Annotated in this window: 18 protein-coding genes; 9 read left to right on the top strand and 9 right to left on the bottom strand. The window is 42.0% G+C overall.

Features of this window, described 5'->3' with window-relative positions; all coding sequences use genetic code 11:
- Nucleotides 1-98: 98 nt before the first annotated feature.
- Nucleotides 99-1394, top strand: a complete 1296-nt coding sequence (locus Q9312_RS09685; protein WP_309204421.1) for a DUF945 family protein — start codon at nt 99-101, stop codon at nt 1392-1394.
- 61 nt (nt 1395-1455) lie between these two features.
- Here the strand turns inward: Q9312_RS09685 and thpR are convergent, their stop codons facing one another.
- Nucleotides 1456-2031: an RNA 2',3'-cyclic phosphodiesterase gene (gene thpR / locus Q9312_RS09680; RefSeq protein ID WP_309204419.1), complete on the bottom strand. Its 576-nt coding sequence runs from the start codon at nt 2029-2031 to the stop codon at nt 1456-1458.
- 215 nt (nt 2032-2246) lie between these two features.
- On the opposite strand from thpR, the gene mrcB reads away from it, so the two are divergent.
- On the top strand, nt 2247-4430 hold the full coding sequence (gene mrcB / locus Q9312_RS09675; protein ID WP_309204418.1) for a penicillin-binding protein 1B: 2184 nt from the start codon (nt 2247-2249) through the stop codon (nt 4428-4430).
- Between the two features lie 144 nt (nt 4431-4574).
- Nucleotides 4575-4982, top strand: coding sequence for an HIT domain-containing protein (locus Q9312_RS09670; RefSeq protein ID WP_309204417.1), 408 nt, complete (start codon nt 4575-4577; stop codon nt 4980-4982).
- A 52-nt stretch (nt 4983-5034) separates the two neighbouring features.
- Here the strand turns inward: Q9312_RS09670 and Q9312_RS09665 are convergent, their stop codons facing one another.
- Genes Q9312_RS09665 through Q9312_RS09645 form a run of 5 tightly spaced genes read right to left on the bottom strand, consistent with a single transcriptional unit; the run spans nt 5035 to nt 9531 of the window.
- Nucleotides 5035-6402, bottom strand: a complete 1368-nt coding sequence (locus tag Q9312_RS09665) for an FAD-dependent oxidoreductase (protein ID WP_309204416.1) — start codon at nt 6400-6402, stop codon at nt 5035-5037.
- Complete coding sequence (gene kynU / locus Q9312_RS09660) at nt 6392-7714, bottom strand: kynureninase (RefSeq protein ID WP_309204414.1); 1323 nt, start codon at nt 7712-7714, stop codon at nt 6392-6394. The genes Q9312_RS09665 and kynU overlap by 11 nt, the downstream gene beginning before the upstream one ends.
- Nucleotides 7707-8531: a cyclase family protein gene (locus tag Q9312_RS09655; RefSeq protein WP_309204412.1), complete on the bottom strand. Its 825-nt coding sequence runs from the start codon at nt 8529-8531 to the stop codon at nt 7707-7709. The genes kynU and Q9312_RS09655 overlap by 8 nt, the downstream gene beginning before the upstream one ends.
- The gene (locus tag Q9312_RS09650) at nt 8531-9061 is read right to left on the bottom strand and encodes a 3-hydroxyanthranilate 3,4-dioxygenase (protein WP_309204410.1); all 531 of its coding nucleotides are present in this window, start codon (nt 9059-9061) and stop codon (nt 8531-8533) included. The genes Q9312_RS09655 and Q9312_RS09650 overlap by 1 nt, the downstream gene beginning before the upstream one ends.
- A gap of 23 nt (nt 9062-9084) precedes the next feature.
- Complete coding sequence (locus tag Q9312_RS09645) at nt 9085-9531, bottom strand: RidA family protein (RefSeq protein WP_309204409.1); 447 nt, start codon at nt 9529-9531, stop codon at nt 9085-9087.
- A 388-nt stretch (nt 9532-9919) separates the two neighbouring features.
- On the opposite strand from Q9312_RS09645, the gene Q9312_RS09640 reads away from it, so the two are divergent.
- On the top strand, nt 9920-11308 hold the full coding sequence (locus Q9312_RS09640) for a glycosyltransferase family 2 protein (RefSeq protein ID WP_309204408.1): 1389 nt from the start codon (nt 9920-9922) through the stop codon (nt 11306-11308).
- 136 nt (nt 11309-11444) lie between these two features.
- On the opposite strand, the gene Q9312_RS09635 is transcribed toward Q9312_RS09640, so the two are convergent.
- The gene (locus Q9312_RS09635) at nt 11445-11867 is read right to left on the bottom strand and encodes a GNAT family N-acetyltransferase (RefSeq protein WP_309204406.1); all 423 of its coding nucleotides are present in this window, start codon (nt 11865-11867) and stop codon (nt 11445-11447) included.
- Nucleotides 11868-12271: 404 nt separating this feature from the next.
- On the opposite strand from Q9312_RS09635, the gene Q9312_RS09630 reads away from it, so the two are divergent.
- Nucleotides 12272-13063, top strand: a complete 792-nt coding sequence (locus tag Q9312_RS09630; RefSeq protein WP_309204405.1) for a BPSS1780 family membrane protein — start codon at nt 12272-12274, stop codon at nt 13061-13063.
- Nucleotides 13064-13078: 15 nt separating this feature from the next.
- Here Q9312_RS09630 and Q9312_RS09625 read toward each other — a convergent pair whose 3' ends face one another.
- Nucleotides 13079-13420 carry a hypothetical protein gene (locus tag Q9312_RS09625; RefSeq protein WP_309204404.1) on the bottom strand — a complete coding sequence of 114 codons (342 nt, stop codon included), beginning with the start codon at nt 13418-13420 and terminating at the stop codon, nt 13079-13081.
- Nucleotides 13421-13576: 156 nt separating this feature from the next.
- Between Q9312_RS09625 and Q9312_RS09620 the strand changes: the two genes are divergently transcribed.
- From Q9312_RS09620 to Q9312_RS09605, 4 genes are all read left to right on the top strand, one after another.
- Nucleotides 13577-14107 (top strand): RNA polymerase sigma factor, encoded by a 531-nt coding sequence (locus Q9312_RS09620; protein WP_309204403.1) that lies wholly within the window; start codon nt 13577-13579, stop codon nt 14105-14107.
- 23 nt (nt 14108-14130) lie between these two features.
- Nucleotides 14131-14571, top strand: coding sequence for an anti-sigma factor family protein (locus Q9312_RS09615; protein ID WP_309204402.1), 441 nt, complete (start codon nt 14131-14133; stop codon nt 14569-14571).
- Nucleotides 14571-14897, top strand: a complete 327-nt coding sequence (locus Q9312_RS09610; RefSeq protein WP_309204401.1) for a YbjQ family protein — start codon at nt 14571-14573, stop codon at nt 14895-14897. The genes Q9312_RS09615 and Q9312_RS09610 overlap by 1 nt, the downstream gene beginning before the upstream one ends.
- A 203-nt stretch (nt 14898-15100) precedes the next feature.
- A complete protein-coding gene (locus Q9312_RS09605; RefSeq protein ID WP_309204400.1) occupies nt 15101-16111 on the top strand; it encodes a mechanosensitive ion channel domain-containing protein in 1011 nt (336 codons plus the stop codon).
- Nucleotides 16112-16127: 16 nt separating this feature from the next.
- On the opposite strand, the gene Q9312_RS09600 is transcribed toward Q9312_RS09605, so the two are convergent.
- Nucleotides 16128-16976: a LysR family transcriptional regulator gene (locus tag Q9312_RS09600; protein WP_309204399.1), complete on the bottom strand. Its 849-nt coding sequence runs from the start codon at nt 16974-16976 to the stop codon at nt 16128-16130.
- Nucleotides 16977-17013: the final 37 nt, after the last annotated feature.

Genomic DNA, 17013 nt, shown 5'->3' with positions numbered 1-17013 from the left:
ATCATTTTTAAGTTGTATGTCTCTGTATTTAATCAGTGCATTGATAGTAATGCGCAGACATTAACGTTATTTTTTGCGAGAAATAGAAAGGAAGAAAAATGAAAAAGTTGTTAATTGGGGTTGTAATTTTATTGGTTGCATACGTTGGTGTTTTGTTTGTAGCTAAGAACAATGCAGCAACCGTCTTTGAGGATGAAGTGGCTAAAATTAATAGCACTTTTCCTGTTGTTGCGGTCGTTAATGAGCAAAGCTCAGGCTTGTTGTCTAAGTCTGCGACTATCGATGTTCGTGATCAGTCGTCACCAGAGGTGATATTTCATTTGCAGCAAACCTTAAGTTATGGTCCGGTTATGTTCACTGAAGAAGGAGTCAAGTTCGGCTGGTTTTTCCTTTCTACAGATATCCTACCAAGTGATAAGTTAAAAACCGAATTACCTCCAGAAATCAATATTGATGATTTGTTTGATATTTATTTTATGTCAGGTTTTTCTGGATCAGTTGAAGGTGACTTTTACTTCAAAGGGTTTGAACTTGCGATGGAAGGCAACTCGATAAACATTGCTAAAGCCGAAATGCATGTTGATACTGACTTAGGATTCAAGCAACTTGATGCGAGTGGAAACTGGCCTGGCATGAGTTTCAATGACGGCCGTGGTAATTTCATGATTGACAATATGGAGTTTGACTCGAAACAAACCCTTATTTCAGGTGATTTGTTAGCGGGAACAGGTTTGTATGAAGGATACGGCGTTTACAAACTTGGTAAAGTAGAAATGAATAAAGGACCAGAAGCCTTCTTATTTGAAGATATGTACATGAAAGCAGCTACAGCACTTACCGGAAGTGACAAGCAAGCCATGGATATCTCTATGGAAATGAAAACAGGTAAAGTCGCTGTGGCGAATGAAACCTTTACCGATACAACTATGAATCTGTATTTTAGAAATCTAGATCTAGATACATTGCAACAGATTTCAGCCGTCACTCAGAAAATGCAAGCAGCCGTGATGGAAGGGTTAGACACGTCAGGCTACAACGCTGAGCTATCTGCTTTAATGATGACTTTGGTACAAAAAGGTCCGAGCATTGAGCTAAAAGATACGCAAGTTGTTACTACCGATGGTCCAATCAAAGCACAATTAGCAGTGAATGTAGATAAAGACAAAGTTGATCCTCAAATGCCTATGGCGATGATTGCTGCCGTTGATGCCAAATTAAATGCTGAAGCACCGGAAGCATTTTTTGCCAATCGTGGTTTGAGCCCAATGGTTCAACAGTATGAGCAAATGAACTTTGTGGTACGAGACAATGGAACCTTACGAGTAGAAGCAACCTTTCAAAACGGTCAGCCTCTCGTAAATGGTAAACCAATGCAAGGTATGCCAGGAATGTAACGCGATTGCGATTAAAAAGGAGAGCTTAGGCTCTCCTTTTTTTTGTCTTGAAAAGGTGACGTTAACCGTCGAGAGAGCGTCCTAGAATAATCTCTTTTTCGCTCATGGTTTTTAGTGGCCATGACTCTACCGTTTCGTAATGCATGCCGCTTTTAACTTGAATTGACTCCATCAAACAAAAACGGTCGATGCGAGTGCTCAGGGTAGGGGTGATAGGAAAGTCAACCGGAGGTTTTGCATCTCGAGCAAGGGTTATATGAGGAACAAAGCGCTTCTTCTCTCGATGGCTTTTGAGCTGTTGCATGGAGTTGCTCAAAACTCTAGAAATATGCATTACTTCTTGTTCTCCTTCAGAAATTTCACAAAATAATATTTCTTGCTTTGGAAAATAACCAGTTTTTTGTACACTGATGTCAAAGGTGGGTATTTCAGGAAGTTCGACGTTGTCAATGATGTCATAGACTTGATGGTTTTTGATGCTACCCAAAAATAATAACGTTAAATGCAAGTTGTTAAGTTCAACTCTACGGCCATCGATGGGCTGATTAATGCTCCAGCTATGCAATTGTTGTTTAAAGTCGTCCTCGAAGTCGAGTGCGAAAAATAACCGGTGATGCCCTCGATTGGCAAGTTTCATAGAGGAGGCTCCGTTTTGAGTCGTTATAATTTTATTAATTTAAGTGAAACGATTTAATCGGGTTTTAGTCTATAGAAAACTAACACGTTAATGAAAAACATTTTTTAGATTAGCGAATAGAGTTGTAAATGGCAATGACTCTAATTCTAACTATTGAGAATCTAAACTTAATTTCTCGATACACTAAGAATTAACAAAAGAGATTTTTATAATAAATGATAAAGAAAATAATATTACGTCTATTCTTAGTTGGCTTGGTATTTTTTATCGGCCTAGTCATTTATAGCGACGCAGAAATAAAAGAGAAATTCGATAATAATCGATGGTTAGTTCCTGCGAAAGTATTTTCTCGCTCCTTATCTTTGATTGAGGGTTCTTCGATCACCCAAAAGCAACTCTTGATGGAACTGAAATTATTGAATTATCGAACCGCGATAAAAGCGTTAGAGCCAGGACAGTTCGAACACTATGGTAGTGATTTTATTATCTATATTCGAGGATTTAATTATTCTGATGGCTTTTATCCGGCTCGCAAAATCAGTTTGAAAATTGACAATGGTCAGGTTATTAAATCAAGAGTGTTGGACGGCGAGAAAGGCATAAATAGTATTCGACTTGAGCCAAAGTTTATCGGGCGAGTGAATCCTTTAGTCAATGAAGATAGGGAGTTAGTGACTTTAGATAAGTTACCCTTGAACTTAGTAGAAGCCTTACTGGTTTCTGAAGATAGAGAGTTTTTTGACCATATTGGTATTTCGTTCAAAGGTATTGCTCGAGCACTTACTCAAAATGTCAGTGCCGGAAAGATTACACAAGGTGGTAGTACGTTAACTCAACAGCTCGTCAAAAACTACTTTCTCACCAACGAACGAACGTTGTGGCGCAAAGGACGTGAGGCAATAATGGCGCTAACCCTTGAATGGCGTTATTCGAAAGATGAAATTTTACAAGCCTACATCAATGAAGTGTATTTAGGTCAAGATGGTGGAAGAGCAATACATGGGTTTGCTAAAGCGAGTCGGTTTTATTTTGATCGTGATATTAGTCAGCTCAACCTTTCTCAAGTTGCCACCTTGGTCGCTTTAGTGCGAGGACCTAGTTATTATGACCCTCGTCGACATGGCGAAAGAGCACTGGCTCGTCGAAATTTAATTCTTGAGCAACTACAAGCGCATAATCACATAACCGAAGAAGAACTGTCTAGCGCTAAACAGCGCAGTTTGCAAGTCGTGGCGAAAGCGTCGAGTCAAACATCGAGTATGCCAGCGGTGATTGGTATGGTCGGTCGTCAGTTAAAGCAACATTATACGGTTGATCAGTTAAATCATGATGACTTATCAGTCTATACGACGATCGATCCACAAGTGCAAAATGCAGCAGAGCAAGCGCTTAAAAACCGAGTCGCATGGATCACTCGAGAATATCCTTCAGTGCCAGATGAACTGCAAGGCGCAATGATTGTCAGTAGCCGTTTTAGTGGTGATATTTTAGCTATAGTAGGCGATAGAAATCCGAACTATGATGGCTTTAATCGTGCCATTGACGCTTATCGGCAGACGGGATCGGCCATCAAACCTTTTGTCTATCTGACTGCTCTTCAACGCGCGTCGAAATATTCCTTAACATCAAAAATCAATGATCGTGCTTTTTCATTAACGGCGAGTGATGGATCGCTGTGGAAACCACAGAACTATGATAAAAAAGAGCATGGCGATGTCTCCTTGCAAGAAGCATTGGTTAACTCTTACAACTTATCAACCGCACGCCTAGCGCTCGACGTTGGGTTAGAAAGCATTATTAGTCTTCTTTACGATGCTGGCTTTCGCCGGCAATTGAAAGCCTTTCCTTCGCTAGCATTGGGAGCTCAAGAGATGTCGCCCTATGAGCTACTAAAACTTTATCAAGTCTTAGCCACACAAGGACTAAAAGTTGAGTCGAGCGTTATCTCGAGTGTCACCGCTCCTGATGGAAGTCTACTTGATCGTTATGGTAATACTGCGGAACAAGTGATTGCTCCCGAAGCGATTTACTTAGTTAACCAATCGCTACAAAAGGTTGTTAGTGAAGGGACTGCAGAACAATTAAATACGCAACTTCAGGGGCTTAACGTTGCTGGTAAAACAGGAACCACGGATGATTTGAAAGATAGTTGGTTTGCTGGCTTCAGTGCTAATTATGTTGCAGTCAGTTGGCTTGGCATGGACTCAAACGAGTCTATGTTATTGACTGGGTCAACCGGTGCGATGCGAGTCTGGGGCGACTTTATTCGTCAAGTTGAAACTACGTCTTTAAATCTGCAGCCGCCAGCTGGGATTGTACTGGCTAAAGAAGGATGGTTTGGCGATTGTTTACCCTTTATCGCTGGCGCTGTACCACAAGACTATTCCTTGTGTGATTAGCGTATTGACCTGGTTGTGAAGGCATTGTATTTTTACTGGAGTCGCTCGAAATATCTATTCAGTTGACAATAAAATAGTAAGAAAACAAGAAACAAAACAAGAAATAAAAATATAATCAATAAGAAAAATACGTGGAAGAACTCGATGTTTTCATTGGACCAACGACTGAAAAATGACTGTGTACTCTTAACCGATTTGGCATTAAGTCAGCTATTGTTGATGAACGATCAGCAATACCCTTGGCTAATTTTGGTTCCAAGAGTTGCTGATATTCAAGAGGTTTTTGAACTCTCTAATCAACAGCAAGGTGAATTGTGGAAAGAAGTAGCGATGGTTTCTAAGCTACTGAATGAAGAGTTTAAACCAGAAAAAATAAACATTGGGGCACTTGGAAATATTGTGCGGCAGTTGCATGTGCATGTTGTAGCAAGAAATAAACAAGACGTTGCATGGCCAGGGCCTGTTTGGGGCGCTGCACCTGCAAAGCCTTATTCCGAAGATGAACTCGTCGAAATACGCAGTCGCGTGCTTCGGAATATTTCAAGTGTTTAGTATGAGCGTTTAAAAGGGACAGAAAAGCATGTCCCCATTTTGATTGTTCTTGTTAAAGAGCAATCGGGTTGAGTTTCGCTTTCACTAAGGTTTCTGCAAGACTCATATCAACGTCTTCAAGAGTAGAAATATTTGAAACTAATTCATCTAAAATAATACTTTGAATTTTTCCTCGTCGATAAGCCTCGGCATAAGGCAAACGATGAAACATAACCATCGAGTAGCGCGGTACAAAGTGGTTTGGAAAACGCTTTTCTAGTTCGAAAGATAAACTCTTCTTTAGAATAAAAACGGGATCATTAACCGAGTCTCGCATTTCTATGTAATTTTCAATGGCCATATCTGCGATAGCATTGCCATTGTCAAAACGCGCTTCAGCCGTATCTTTGAATATGGCTTCCCAGTCATTCTCATGTTTATCGATTTGCTCAATCAATTCCCATGCGTCTTCAAAACCGCAGTTCATACCTTGTCCATGAAAGGGTACGATGGCATGTGCTGCATCACCAAGCAACAAAGCTCGATCTTTATAATGCCATGGGCTGCAACGAACCGTCGCTAAGTGCCCGGTTGGATTTTGAAAAAACTCTTCCATCAAATTAGGAAGTAAAGGAATGGCATCGGGAAACTCTTTTTCGAAAAAGCTCTTTACTTTGCTCTCACTATCAATGGACTCGAAGCTTACAGGGCCAGTATTGGGCATAAATAAAGTGACGGTAAAACTTTTGTCTCGGTTAGGTAATGCTATAACCATAAAACCACCGCGCGGCCATATATGTAATGCGTAAGGCTCCATTTGAAAGTCGCCGTTGGTTGATGGAGGAATGGTAAGCTCTTTATAACTGTGCCCGAGAGGTTCTATCTTGTGATAATTCGAGGTGTTTTGGTGTATCGCTTCGCGAACCGCCGATGCACTACCATCTGTACCGAGTATCCGAGTAAATGTTGTTTCACTGATGGAACCCGTTTCGCTGTGTTCTAATTCGATAGTGTTGGTTGCGAAGTCGACTTTGGTGCATCTTTGATTAAAGAAGAAACGAACTTTTCCGGTCGCCTCGGCAGCGTCTAGGCATAATTTATTGAGGTCGCCGCGTGAAACAGAATAGATGACTTCATGCGCTTTTTGTCCATAAGGATGAAGGTGACAATCGCCATTGGTATCGTGAATCATCCGTCCTTTCATCTCGGTTAACAAAGGTTTTACCTGCTCCATTAAGCCCGCTTGCTGTAATGGAAAAATGCCTCGGTTGGCGAGTGCTAAGTTGATCGAACGTCCGGCCGAAATATCGGCTAAACGCATGTCAGCGCGACGCTCATAAACGTCAACTTGAAACCCTCTCTGGGCTAAAAGAAGAGCCGATAAACTTCCAACCAAGCCACCACCGACCAGGGTGATAGAGGGAGTGATATTATTGTTCACTGGCGTCTCCTTCTTGTTGCAAACTTTGCTTTAAAATTTGAACAAAGCGATAACAGTCTTCGTAACGATTATACAAAGGAACAGGTGCAACTCTTATAACATTGGGGTAACGCCAGTCACCAGTAACACCGGCTTCCTCTATACGATTGAAAACCATTTTACCGTCGAGACCATGAGTGTTAACTGCGAGGCTCAATTGACAGCCATGTGCGCCAGGTTCTTCAGGAGTAAGAATGTCGACATCATCTTTTAGCTGGTCATTGAGTAAGTAGCGTAAGTAACCAGTTAAGCGAAGTGACTTCTGATGGAGAGCGTCAATGCCACCAGCACTTTTTATGGTATCTAGTGATGCTCGAATAGCTGCAAGGGATAAAATGGGAGGGTTTGATAATTGCCAAGCTTCTACACTCTCGATTGGATCAAATTGATTATCCATTTTAAAACGTGTTTCTTTGTTGTGTCCCCACCAACCGGCAAAACGTGGAATCGTTTTGTCAGTGTGATGCCGCTCATGGACAAAACATCCGGCCACTGAACCAGCGCCAGAATTCAGGTATTTGTAAGTACACCAACAGGCAAAATCCACGCCCCATTGGTGCAGTTGCATGGGAACATTGCCGCAAGCGTGCGCCAAATCGAAGCCAACCTTGCAACCAGCTTTGTGACCGGCTGCGGTAATGGCTGCCATATCGAGTACTTGCCCCGTGTAGTATTGAACACCCGGCAATAAAATTAACGCCAGTTCATCAGCGTGAGCTTCTATCGTTGCAATTATATCTTCCGTTCGAAGTACATGTTCACCGTTTCTCGGCTTAACGAGTAGCATCGACTCTTTGGGATCAAAGCCATGAAACTTTATTTGTGATTCAACGGCATAATGGTCCGATGGGAATGCGTGATCTTCGATCAGAATTTTATTTCGTTTTTGATCGGGGCGATAAAAACTAACCATCATAAAATGTAAGTTAGCGGTTAAAGAGTTCATTGCAACCACTTCGCTGGGTACCGCGCCAACCAACTCAGAAAAGCCTTCGGTTAAGAACTCATGATAAGGCATCCACGGAAAGTCGCCTGAAAAGTGACCTTTTACTCCCAACTTCTGCCATTGCGACAATTCATAATTTAAATATTCTGCTGTTCTTTTAGGTTGTAACCCGAGAGAGTTTCCACAAAAGTAAATTTCATCTTTACCTTGATGCTGAGGGATATGAAATTGATTGCGCATGTCTGCCAAAGGATCATGCTTATCTAGCGTCTTTGCAAAAGCAAGCGAGTTTTCGAAATTAGCTAGAGGAGAAGGTTGGTCAGTCATTTAATAACTCCATTGGGTAAAGCACTGGCCGGCTCGGTGCGGCATCGGTTTCAAAGGGTGCAATGTTCAAGCTTAACAAGTAGTGACCATCGTTAACGTCATTGGCTATAAATGCGAGTTCGGTAATGGTTTGGTCAATACGCGTGTGTTCAGTGATTGCATGTATGCCAATTGCGACATTCCAAAATCGACGATGATTACTCAGTAATCCGTGATCATACATTTTATCGATAGAGGGAAAATCGACGATTAAATGTTTAACGCCTTTTTCAATTAAGTAGTCGATAGCGTCATGAGTAAAGAATGGCGGCTGATTATCGTTATTGTAAGTTAACGTCTTTTTTACTTCTTCATTCGGTAACGTTCTTACGATGAGTGCCTCAACCCAAGGTGAGTCAATGCTCGAAAGCTCAGTGACTAGCGCACTTTTCGAAATCACTTTATCGTTATCTGTTAGAGCATGAGTGTATGAATCGAAAGTATCTTTGGCTAACGATGGTATTACTGTTATTAGGGTAGCTGGCAATAAAGATTGTGCTAACTGTCCAACGGCAATGGGTTGATTCACAATATGTGAAACTGACTCGGTATGAGTGCCATTGCAGTGTGGTGTTATATGCAGTCGTCGCACATTGCAGCTTCCACCTAGTGTGGTATCGCCAATAAATTCACCGTCTTGAAGAACCTCAGCTGATGCGTACTCCGCACCAAAGTGGTTTGGTTGAGCTTGGTCAAAACTAAGCGGAATAGCTATGTTAATTGCGGCAGACATATCAACGCGATAGTCATGACCTTCCACCGACAAGCGCATTTTCATTATTCAAACTCATATTTATTATGTGGCATAGTGGTTTTGCATTGATCGCAAGTACGTAATTCTTCACTACTTAAAAAACGATTAAATACAGCACCGAAATCATTTTCAATGTCACGTAATGGAAAATATTCTTGGTATAGTTTGTGGTTACAGTTTTCACAAAACCACATCAGTCCATCGGTATCTTCTGGGCGACGAACTTGCTCAACCACTAACCCAATCGAGTTCGCAAAGCGAACGGGTGAATGGGGAACTTTCGGCGGCAATAAAAATACTTCGCCAGCTTTGATCGGATATTCAACAACTTTACCATCTTGTTGCGTGCGTAATAACATCTCACCTTCGAGTTGGTAAAAGAACTCGGGACCTTCATTATAGTGAAAGTCTTTGCGTCCGTTTGGACCACCCACGACCATAATGATCATATCACCATGACGATAAACTTCTTTGTTACAAACGGGCGGCTTTAATTTATCGCGGTTATCATCAATCCACTGTTGAAAATTGATGACTTGCATAGGAGCGCTCATTGGATTCTCCTTAATTAAATAAGTTAGTAAGTATATTCATCGCCTATCGTTGCAATGCATTTTAATTCTATGGCGATTGGGGTAGGTAAGGCGTTGATTTCGACAGTTGTCCGACAAGGTTGAACATCTTTAAAGTAGTCGGCATAGACTTCATTGTAAGCTTTAAAGTCATCTTTCATATTGGTAAGAAATACTTGAACATCGACGAGTCGATCCCAGCTCGATCCAGACTCTTCTAGAATCCAACGAACATTATCGAAAACGCTACGACATTGAGTTGCGATATCATAATCGACAATGTTTCCTGCATCATCCAATGTCACGCCTGGAATGTCTTTACTTCCTCGTTGTCTTGGACCAACGCCGGAAAGAAAGAGTAGATTGCCGACACGTCGAGCGTGCGGATATAACCCAACAGGCTCAGGGGCTTTGTTGGAATCAAAGCGCTCGCGATGGTTTTCAGATGTCATAGTAAGCTCCTCGCTTGACTGAATTGTTCAATTTTGGTGCAAATACTTAAGAATAGAGAGGCTAGTATAGAGCCTGGCACAGGTCATTGCCTGATTGCGGAAGTCAGAGTAATACGCTTTTGCAGCCATTGCGGCTAGCAAATATCGCTCCGGAGGATGTGTGTTTGGTAAAAGTGCTCATAATACGCAGTTATACGATGAAATTGGGATATTTGTAAATAGTCAAAATTGCGAAGTATTTAATGGACGGCAGGAAAAAAACACGAATTAGTGTGAGCTAGTTCAAAAAGGTCTTAAAGCTATCTTCTTTAAAATAACCTTAAAGGTATAATCGGCACCAAGATTAATGACTGTATTAATTTTAAACAGTTAACCCTTGAGGAAAGCCGTGAAACGCGACTGGAAGGTATATCTACAACAAAAAGGCGCATCGCACCTGCAAAGTGCATTGGTCCTGTTAGTGCTCTATACACTGACGGGTGCTGTGTTCTATGCCGCGTTAAATTATGCCTACCGAGAGTTTGAGGCTTTGGGTAATTTGCGATTGTTTATCTTCTGTTTACTGATCCCACTCTTCTTAAAGATGGCGGTTCAGTTGTTGGTAGCGCCTTGGTACGGCATTGTCGATCGTTTACGGTATCAGAGACGGACGTCGAAAATATTACCTCGCGTATCGGTCATTATTCCTGCATGGAATGAAGAAGTTGGAATTATCAAAACCATCGAGTCTGTCATCGCGGCTAAGTACGCCAATTTTGAAGTCGTTGTCGTCAACGACGGTTCTACCGACTCAACGCATCAATTAGTCACTCGTTTTATTGCTAACCACAAAGTGTGCGCGAAGACCAAAGGACATCCACCGATACAATATTTGAAATTGAAAAACGGTGGTAAAGCTCGAGCAATGAATCAAGCTTTGCAAGTGGCCAATGGCGAAATCATTATGACAATAGACGCAGACAGCGTCATGGATGCCTACGCAATCCGACGTATGGTTGACCGGTTTACTGATGATTCAGTGGCCGCGGTCGCGGGAAATGTGATCGTAGGAAACCGCAATAAACCCCTTGAGTTGATGCAACAGCTTGAATATTTGTATGGCTTTTTCTTCAAGCGTACCGATGATGTTTTCAAATCAGTCTACATTATCGGTGGAGCTGCGGCCGCTTACCGAAAAACGGCCATTGAAGCGGTTGGTGGGTTTGATGAATCGATTATTACGGAAGATATAGAACTGTCTGTTCGTTTATTGAACCACGGATATGCGACGCGATATGCTGCTGACGCAGTGGTTTATACAGAAGGTCCTGCAGACTTCAAAGGCTTATGCCGACAGCGCTTGCGTTGGAAATTCGGTCGCATATTAACCTTTTTCAAGCACTCTGAACTGTTTTACAGTGTACAAAGCCACCATAATCGCTACTTAAGCTTTTTCGTATTACCGCTAGCGGTTTATTCGGAGTTTCTGTTGTTATTAGAAGGTCCCTTATTGGCCTTCTTCTACGGTTACACCATTTATGCCTTTGACTTTTTACCTTTGGTTTTTGTGGTCTTGTTTTTGACCTCTCTGGTAACCATTCAAGTCATGCTGGATAGCAAAGCAAAGTTTCACCTCAACTTATTGGCGCTAGCGCCTGTTTCTTGGCTGATGTTTTATTTGGTTGATGTCGTTGAGTTTCAAGCATTGTGCCGAAGTATTAAGCGATTGGTGACTCGTCAAGAATTGCGCTGGCAAAAGTGGCAGCGTGCGGGTATTTCTACCTCGCCATTGCAATAACTCACAGAAGCCGTTTTTAATCGATGCAGAGATTCTTTGTTGTTGGGACTGATCGTTGTTGAGACTGATCGTTGTTGAGACTCATCGTTGCAGTGATTCATCATTGAAAGTACCCGCTTGCAACCCGTGCGCGGCATTACAACTCGATGATTGAAAAGTGATGACTGGCAATGCGAAAGCCCTCTCGAAGATAGAACTTATGGGCTGCAAACTTCACAACACCAGAGTCTAAATGAAGTTGTTGGCAGCCCTGTGCGCTAGCATAGTCTTTCAACCATTGGATCATTGCGGCTCCCGCGCCTTTACTTCTATGAGTTGGTTCACTGACAAGGTCATCCACGTATAAGTGCTTCTTCCATGCAAGCTTTTCACTGATAACGAAACCCGCGACGCAAACTGCGTTTAACGCATCATAAGTTATGGCTAGTTGATAACCTTTCGTTTGTTGTTGTTTAATCTGTTGAATAAGCTGTGAGCGATTGTAGTCGGTTCGTAAGTGCAGGAGTAAATCGGCCGCCTGTTCAATTTGGGCCTCTTTCTCGACGAGTAGAGTATGCATAGAAGGTCCTTGGCTCATTTGCTAAGTTAACGATTCCATTGTGTATTCGACGTTGCGAACAACTTCCGTTTGCACAGCCTCGGGCTGCTTAAAAAGAATCTGTACATGACTATTATGCATTATAAGTGTGGTTTTTAGCTCAGCAATGTTTTAGAGCTATATTCGCTTTTCATGTGAGAATTATCGATCTAGGTTTTGAGCGAAGAGGGCTCGATGGCATTTCAAGATTGAGCCCTATGCTTTTTTTGTGGGACAATGTGCGTCGAATCGTCGTAAGTAACTCAAGACAGTTGTGAAAGCCTGATGTTATCTTGATATAACTCGTGTTACCTAGATATGACGCCTAGCTAGGCTTAATTGTTGTTACTTCGACATAACTGAACGCAAACCCATTAAATCAAACTATGACTGAACAACCATCAAGCTCATCTTCACCAAGTAATCATTCGCCGACTAAGTTGCAGTTTCCTAGACAGGTCGGAATTGGGAATGCGCTGCAGTGGGTTAATCGAGGTACGGAGCTGTTTCGTCTCGCGCCTGGTCCTTGGGCAATGACCATGGTGTTGTGGTTTGTCATTATCTTGTTGTCGCGCTTGGTGCCGGTGGTCGGCCTTGTGATGGATGCCTTTTTGTCACAAGTGTTTGTAGCTGGGCTGTTTTTAGGGTGTCACGCTCAGCACCTAGGTGCTAAATTTAATCAGAATTTTCTTTTTGCCGGATTTTCTCGGCAACTTAGGTCGCTGGTTTTTCTTTCTATATTGGTTATGGTTATCGACTTGCTAGCGAGTTTATTCGTGTTTAGTGATGTGTATTGGGAGCTACTCATTCCGCGTAGCGAACCGTCAGCTGAAGCCCAATCGTTATTAAATGATCAAACTCAATTGGTCAGTTTAATGATGCAAGTATTACTGATACTTATGCCGGTGAAAATATTATTGATGTTTGCGCCGGGCTTGATCATTGTTCACGGGCTTTCCGTTACTCAAGCGGTGCAACTTAGCGCTATAGCGTGCCTTCGCAATGTGCCTACACTATTATTTTATGCGCTGATTTTGATGAGCTTAGGGGTCCTGGTGGTATTTACGTTTGGTATAGCACTGCTTGCCATATTACCCATTTACCTAGCGTCAATATACGCAGCTTATCGAGATATCTTTATTTATAGTCCGACAAGCGAAGGAACGATTGAAGCGTAATACCGCTTTAACTCGTTATGTTGTCACTGAGTCTAACCAAGGCAAGGTTAAATAGATTAGCCCACCGTTGAAAGCGAGTAGGATGAGTAAAGTTAAACTCCAAGTGGGTAGTTTCTTTGCCAAACCTAAATAAAGCGCGCTGAGACTTAATGAAAGTCCAACCAATGCTTGTACCCAAAAAGCCGCTACTGAAGGCTTGCTCCAGTACATAATCACGATAGTTAATTGAACAGCCTCCATCGCCAATAGGTAATAGAAAGCGATATCGCGGCGACCTTTTTGTTCAAATATTGCGGGTGGGGCTGCTAACAGCAGCACAGGAATCAAAAGCAAGCTGCCTAATAAATAGATCGTCATTGAAGTTTTAGTTCCTAAGGTTAGGTATCGAAACCGTATGATTGCCGGAATTCCCCGTCGTTTAAGCGCGTTATACTAGCATAATCTTAAAAAAACGTGTTTGATGATGGAATATTTTTAGTTTTATGTCGTTGTACCTATTAAACAGAGTGGAAAATGAGAAAGGCGTTGTTTAACCAATATATTCAACAACATTCACCAGGGGCATTTGCCATGGCCATGCACATGTTACGTAATCGAGATGATGCCAGTGACGTTATGCAAGATGCCTGTTATTCGTTGCTAAAGCAAGCTCGTTTACCCAGTGACTCGCATGAGTTTCGATTGCTGCTGTTTAGAGTGGTTCGAAATAAAGCCATTGATCGTCTTAGAGCGTTGAAAATTCGCGCAAGCGAATCGCTGAGTGATATTGAGCTCTCAGGTAAAGTTATTCCCGAGTTAACCAGTGACTTTGCTGATCCTCAACAATCAATGATACAGCAGCAACAATACGTTTTATTGCATACAGCGCTTGGTTCGATTTCTGCAGAACACAGAGATATTTTACTGTTAAAAGATTGGCAAGGGTTTAGCTATGCGGAAATCGCGAACATATTAGACATAGAAGCAGGAACGGTAATGTCGCGTTTGCATCGAGCGAGGCTGGCTCTGCGAGAAACTATGTTAGCGCTAGATGAAGACCAATAGTTGAAAATAGAGTAGGTAATTCAATGAATCAAACTTGTGATGAAATGCAAGAACTACTGTCTGGGTATCTTGATGGCGAGTTGACTCAACAACAATCGCAAAGAGTTCACTTGCACATTCAAAACTGCTTATCGTGTCGAGCTATGTACGATGACTTAAAGACAATGAAGCAAGGTATTGCATCAATGGAGAAACAAACCATGAGTGAAAAAGAACTGCAAAGACTAATGACGGATAAAACCGCTACCAGTAGCGCTTGGATCGGTTGGCTACTTTTAATTGGCAGCCTATCGGTCGTTCTGGCCATTGTTGTTTATCAATTTTTTATGAATGATCAAACGAGTTTATGGATTAAATTATTGGTCAGTGCGTTTTATGGAGGCATTGCGTTTTTATTTTTGAGTGTATTGCGACAACGGTGGATTGCGCGTAAAACAGATCGTTACAAAGGAGTCGATTTATAATGAGTCATATATTGATTGCAACTTCGGATGAAGTTCCTGGTTACACTATTGAGAGTACCCTAGGGTTAGTTCGAGGTAATACTATTCGGGCGCGTCATATTGGGCGAGATATCCTAGCGGGCCTACGTGGAATTGTTGGTGGTGAAGTGCATGAATACACCAAACTATTGGCTGAGAGTCGAGAACAAGCACTGGATCGAATGGTAGAAGAGGCGCGCAGTATGGGCGCTGACGCCATCGTCGGTGTTCGCTTTTCAACCAGTCTTATGGCGCAAGGCGCGGCGGAATTGCTGGCTTATGGTACCGCCGTAAAGTTAACGAAGTAACCTTTGCTTAGGTGGGCTTTGCTGCTCTGCATCGCCCACGCTGATAGACATTTTCGACAAAGCTTTCAGTTACCTTTATGATATTAAAGCCTAGCCGATGAACTTTGCGTGAAATCGTCTGGTGATGGGCTTTTACTACTAAATCCGCTTTTTGAAATAAGTTTATATTCTCTTTTAGTGGAACCAAGGAATGAGACGCGGGCATGTCGATTGTTGAGTTTTATCCGTTAATCAGTGTTACTGGTATTTCGTTACTCTTATTGAGTATCTTAGAGTGGACGTTTCGCCGTAAAATTGCCAAGGATCCTTCCAATAAATATTATCGGCAGTTAACCATAAACTTATTTATTGTGTTAGTGGTTATTGCTCTCATCGCCGCATCGCCAATCAGTGGAGAACTTAAAGGGCAAATTCTTGGGCTCATCGGTATTGTTATATCCGGTGCCATTGCTCTGTCGTCGACGTCGTTATTGGGTAATACGCTTGCGGGGATCATGTTGAAGATCACGCGAAACTTTAAAAGCGGTGATTTTATTTCTGTGAATGACATTACCGGTAAAGTAGCCAGTCGAACCTTGTTAAATATTGAAGTTCAGACCTTTGATCGTGGTCTGATTTTTTTACCAAATATTTACTTAGTAACACACCCGGTCAAAGTCTTCCCGAAAAGCGGTGTATTTGTCAGTGTTGAAGTGTCGCTAGGTTATGATGTTCCGCGACATTTAGTTGAGCAAGCCACCTTAGCGGCGGCAAAATTAAATGATATTGACAGTGCCTACCTAGAAGTAAAAAAGTTGCTCGACTTCAGCGTTCTTTATTCATTGAATGCGTTGGTTACTAACTTAGACAGTTATGTCACGGTTAAATCTAAATTGCACGCAGATGTTATCGACCAATTGCACTTACAAAAGATTGAAATCGTATCACCCAATTTTATGAATACTCGTGCGATAGGTGATGCCGCCGTCATCCCGCAAGCGAAGCGTGAAAATCAAGACATCGAAGAAGCGATTGCCGATAACATTGATGATTTGCTTTTTGATAAAGCAAATTACTCCGATACGCTAGAAGTTTTACAACAAAAGCGTCAAAGAATAGAGTCGTTATTGGCAAAAGAGGGTGGCGAGTCTAGCCGTGGGCAAAGACTCACCAATAAGCTAGAAACGATTGAAAATGCCATCATTAAAGTGAAGCGAGAACTAGAGCGTTTGTAACGGAAACTCGTAAACGTTAATTTAACGACGCTTTAATGACGGCTAAAATATCTGAAAAATCATCCAGTCGGCTTAAACTTGTGTGGTAACACAAATAGACTTCACGTTGCATTGAAGGAGCCTCTTTAACCGGATATAAGGGGTATTCATTACACTCAACTAAACTCGTTGGCAAAAACGCATAGCCTCCAATTTGATTTAGGTACTCAACAGCCATCAACCAATCACTGGCATGCAGCTTTGGGGAGCGAATATGCGGCAGATGTTTTGCGTGTAAAGCAGAAAAGCTTTGTCCCCAGTCAACCATGACGTACTGATTTTCTTCGATATCTGCAAACGACTTATCGTTAAATGAAGAGTAAAGTCGTAAATCAATTGAGGTTAATTGCTCGGTGACCAATTCATCGACTTTCGAGTGATCAAATATAAAGCCAAAATCGATGGTTCTCTCTTGTAAGCGACGCAAAATGGTTTTGGTGTCGAGAGATTCCGTTCGTGTGTGTATATCTTCGATGGCCTCAAACAGTCGTATTGGCAGTATTGATAATTTTGCTTCCCAAAGTGATTGCGGCGCGCCTAATACAAGTTGCGAGGAAGACTCGGGTAATGAAACCTCTTGAACGGCTTGGGTCCAAGCATTCAGTATTTGCTCAGCATGATGAATTAATCGTTCGCCTTGTGGCGTTAATTGAATATTGTTACGAAAACGCCGAAACAATGGCACGCCCAGTAGGTCTTCAAGTTGCTTTATCCGCGCACTGACCGCCGATTGCGTTAGGTATAGGTTTTCAGCGGTTTTGCCGAAATGACGCGTTTTGTTCACTTCTAAAAAAGTGCGCAGCAGACTAATGTCGAGATTGTACAATTTTATTTCTCGATAAGAGCAATTTATTTCGTTTTAT

Source organism: Pleionea litopenaei (assembly GCF_031198435.1).
GTDB lineage: Bacteria > Pseudomonadota > Gammaproteobacteria > Enterobacterales > Kangiellaceae > Pleionea > Pleionea litopenaei.
The sequence above is the reverse complement of the archived record's forward strand: the minus strand, read 5'-3'. Positions and strand labels throughout refer to the sequence as shown.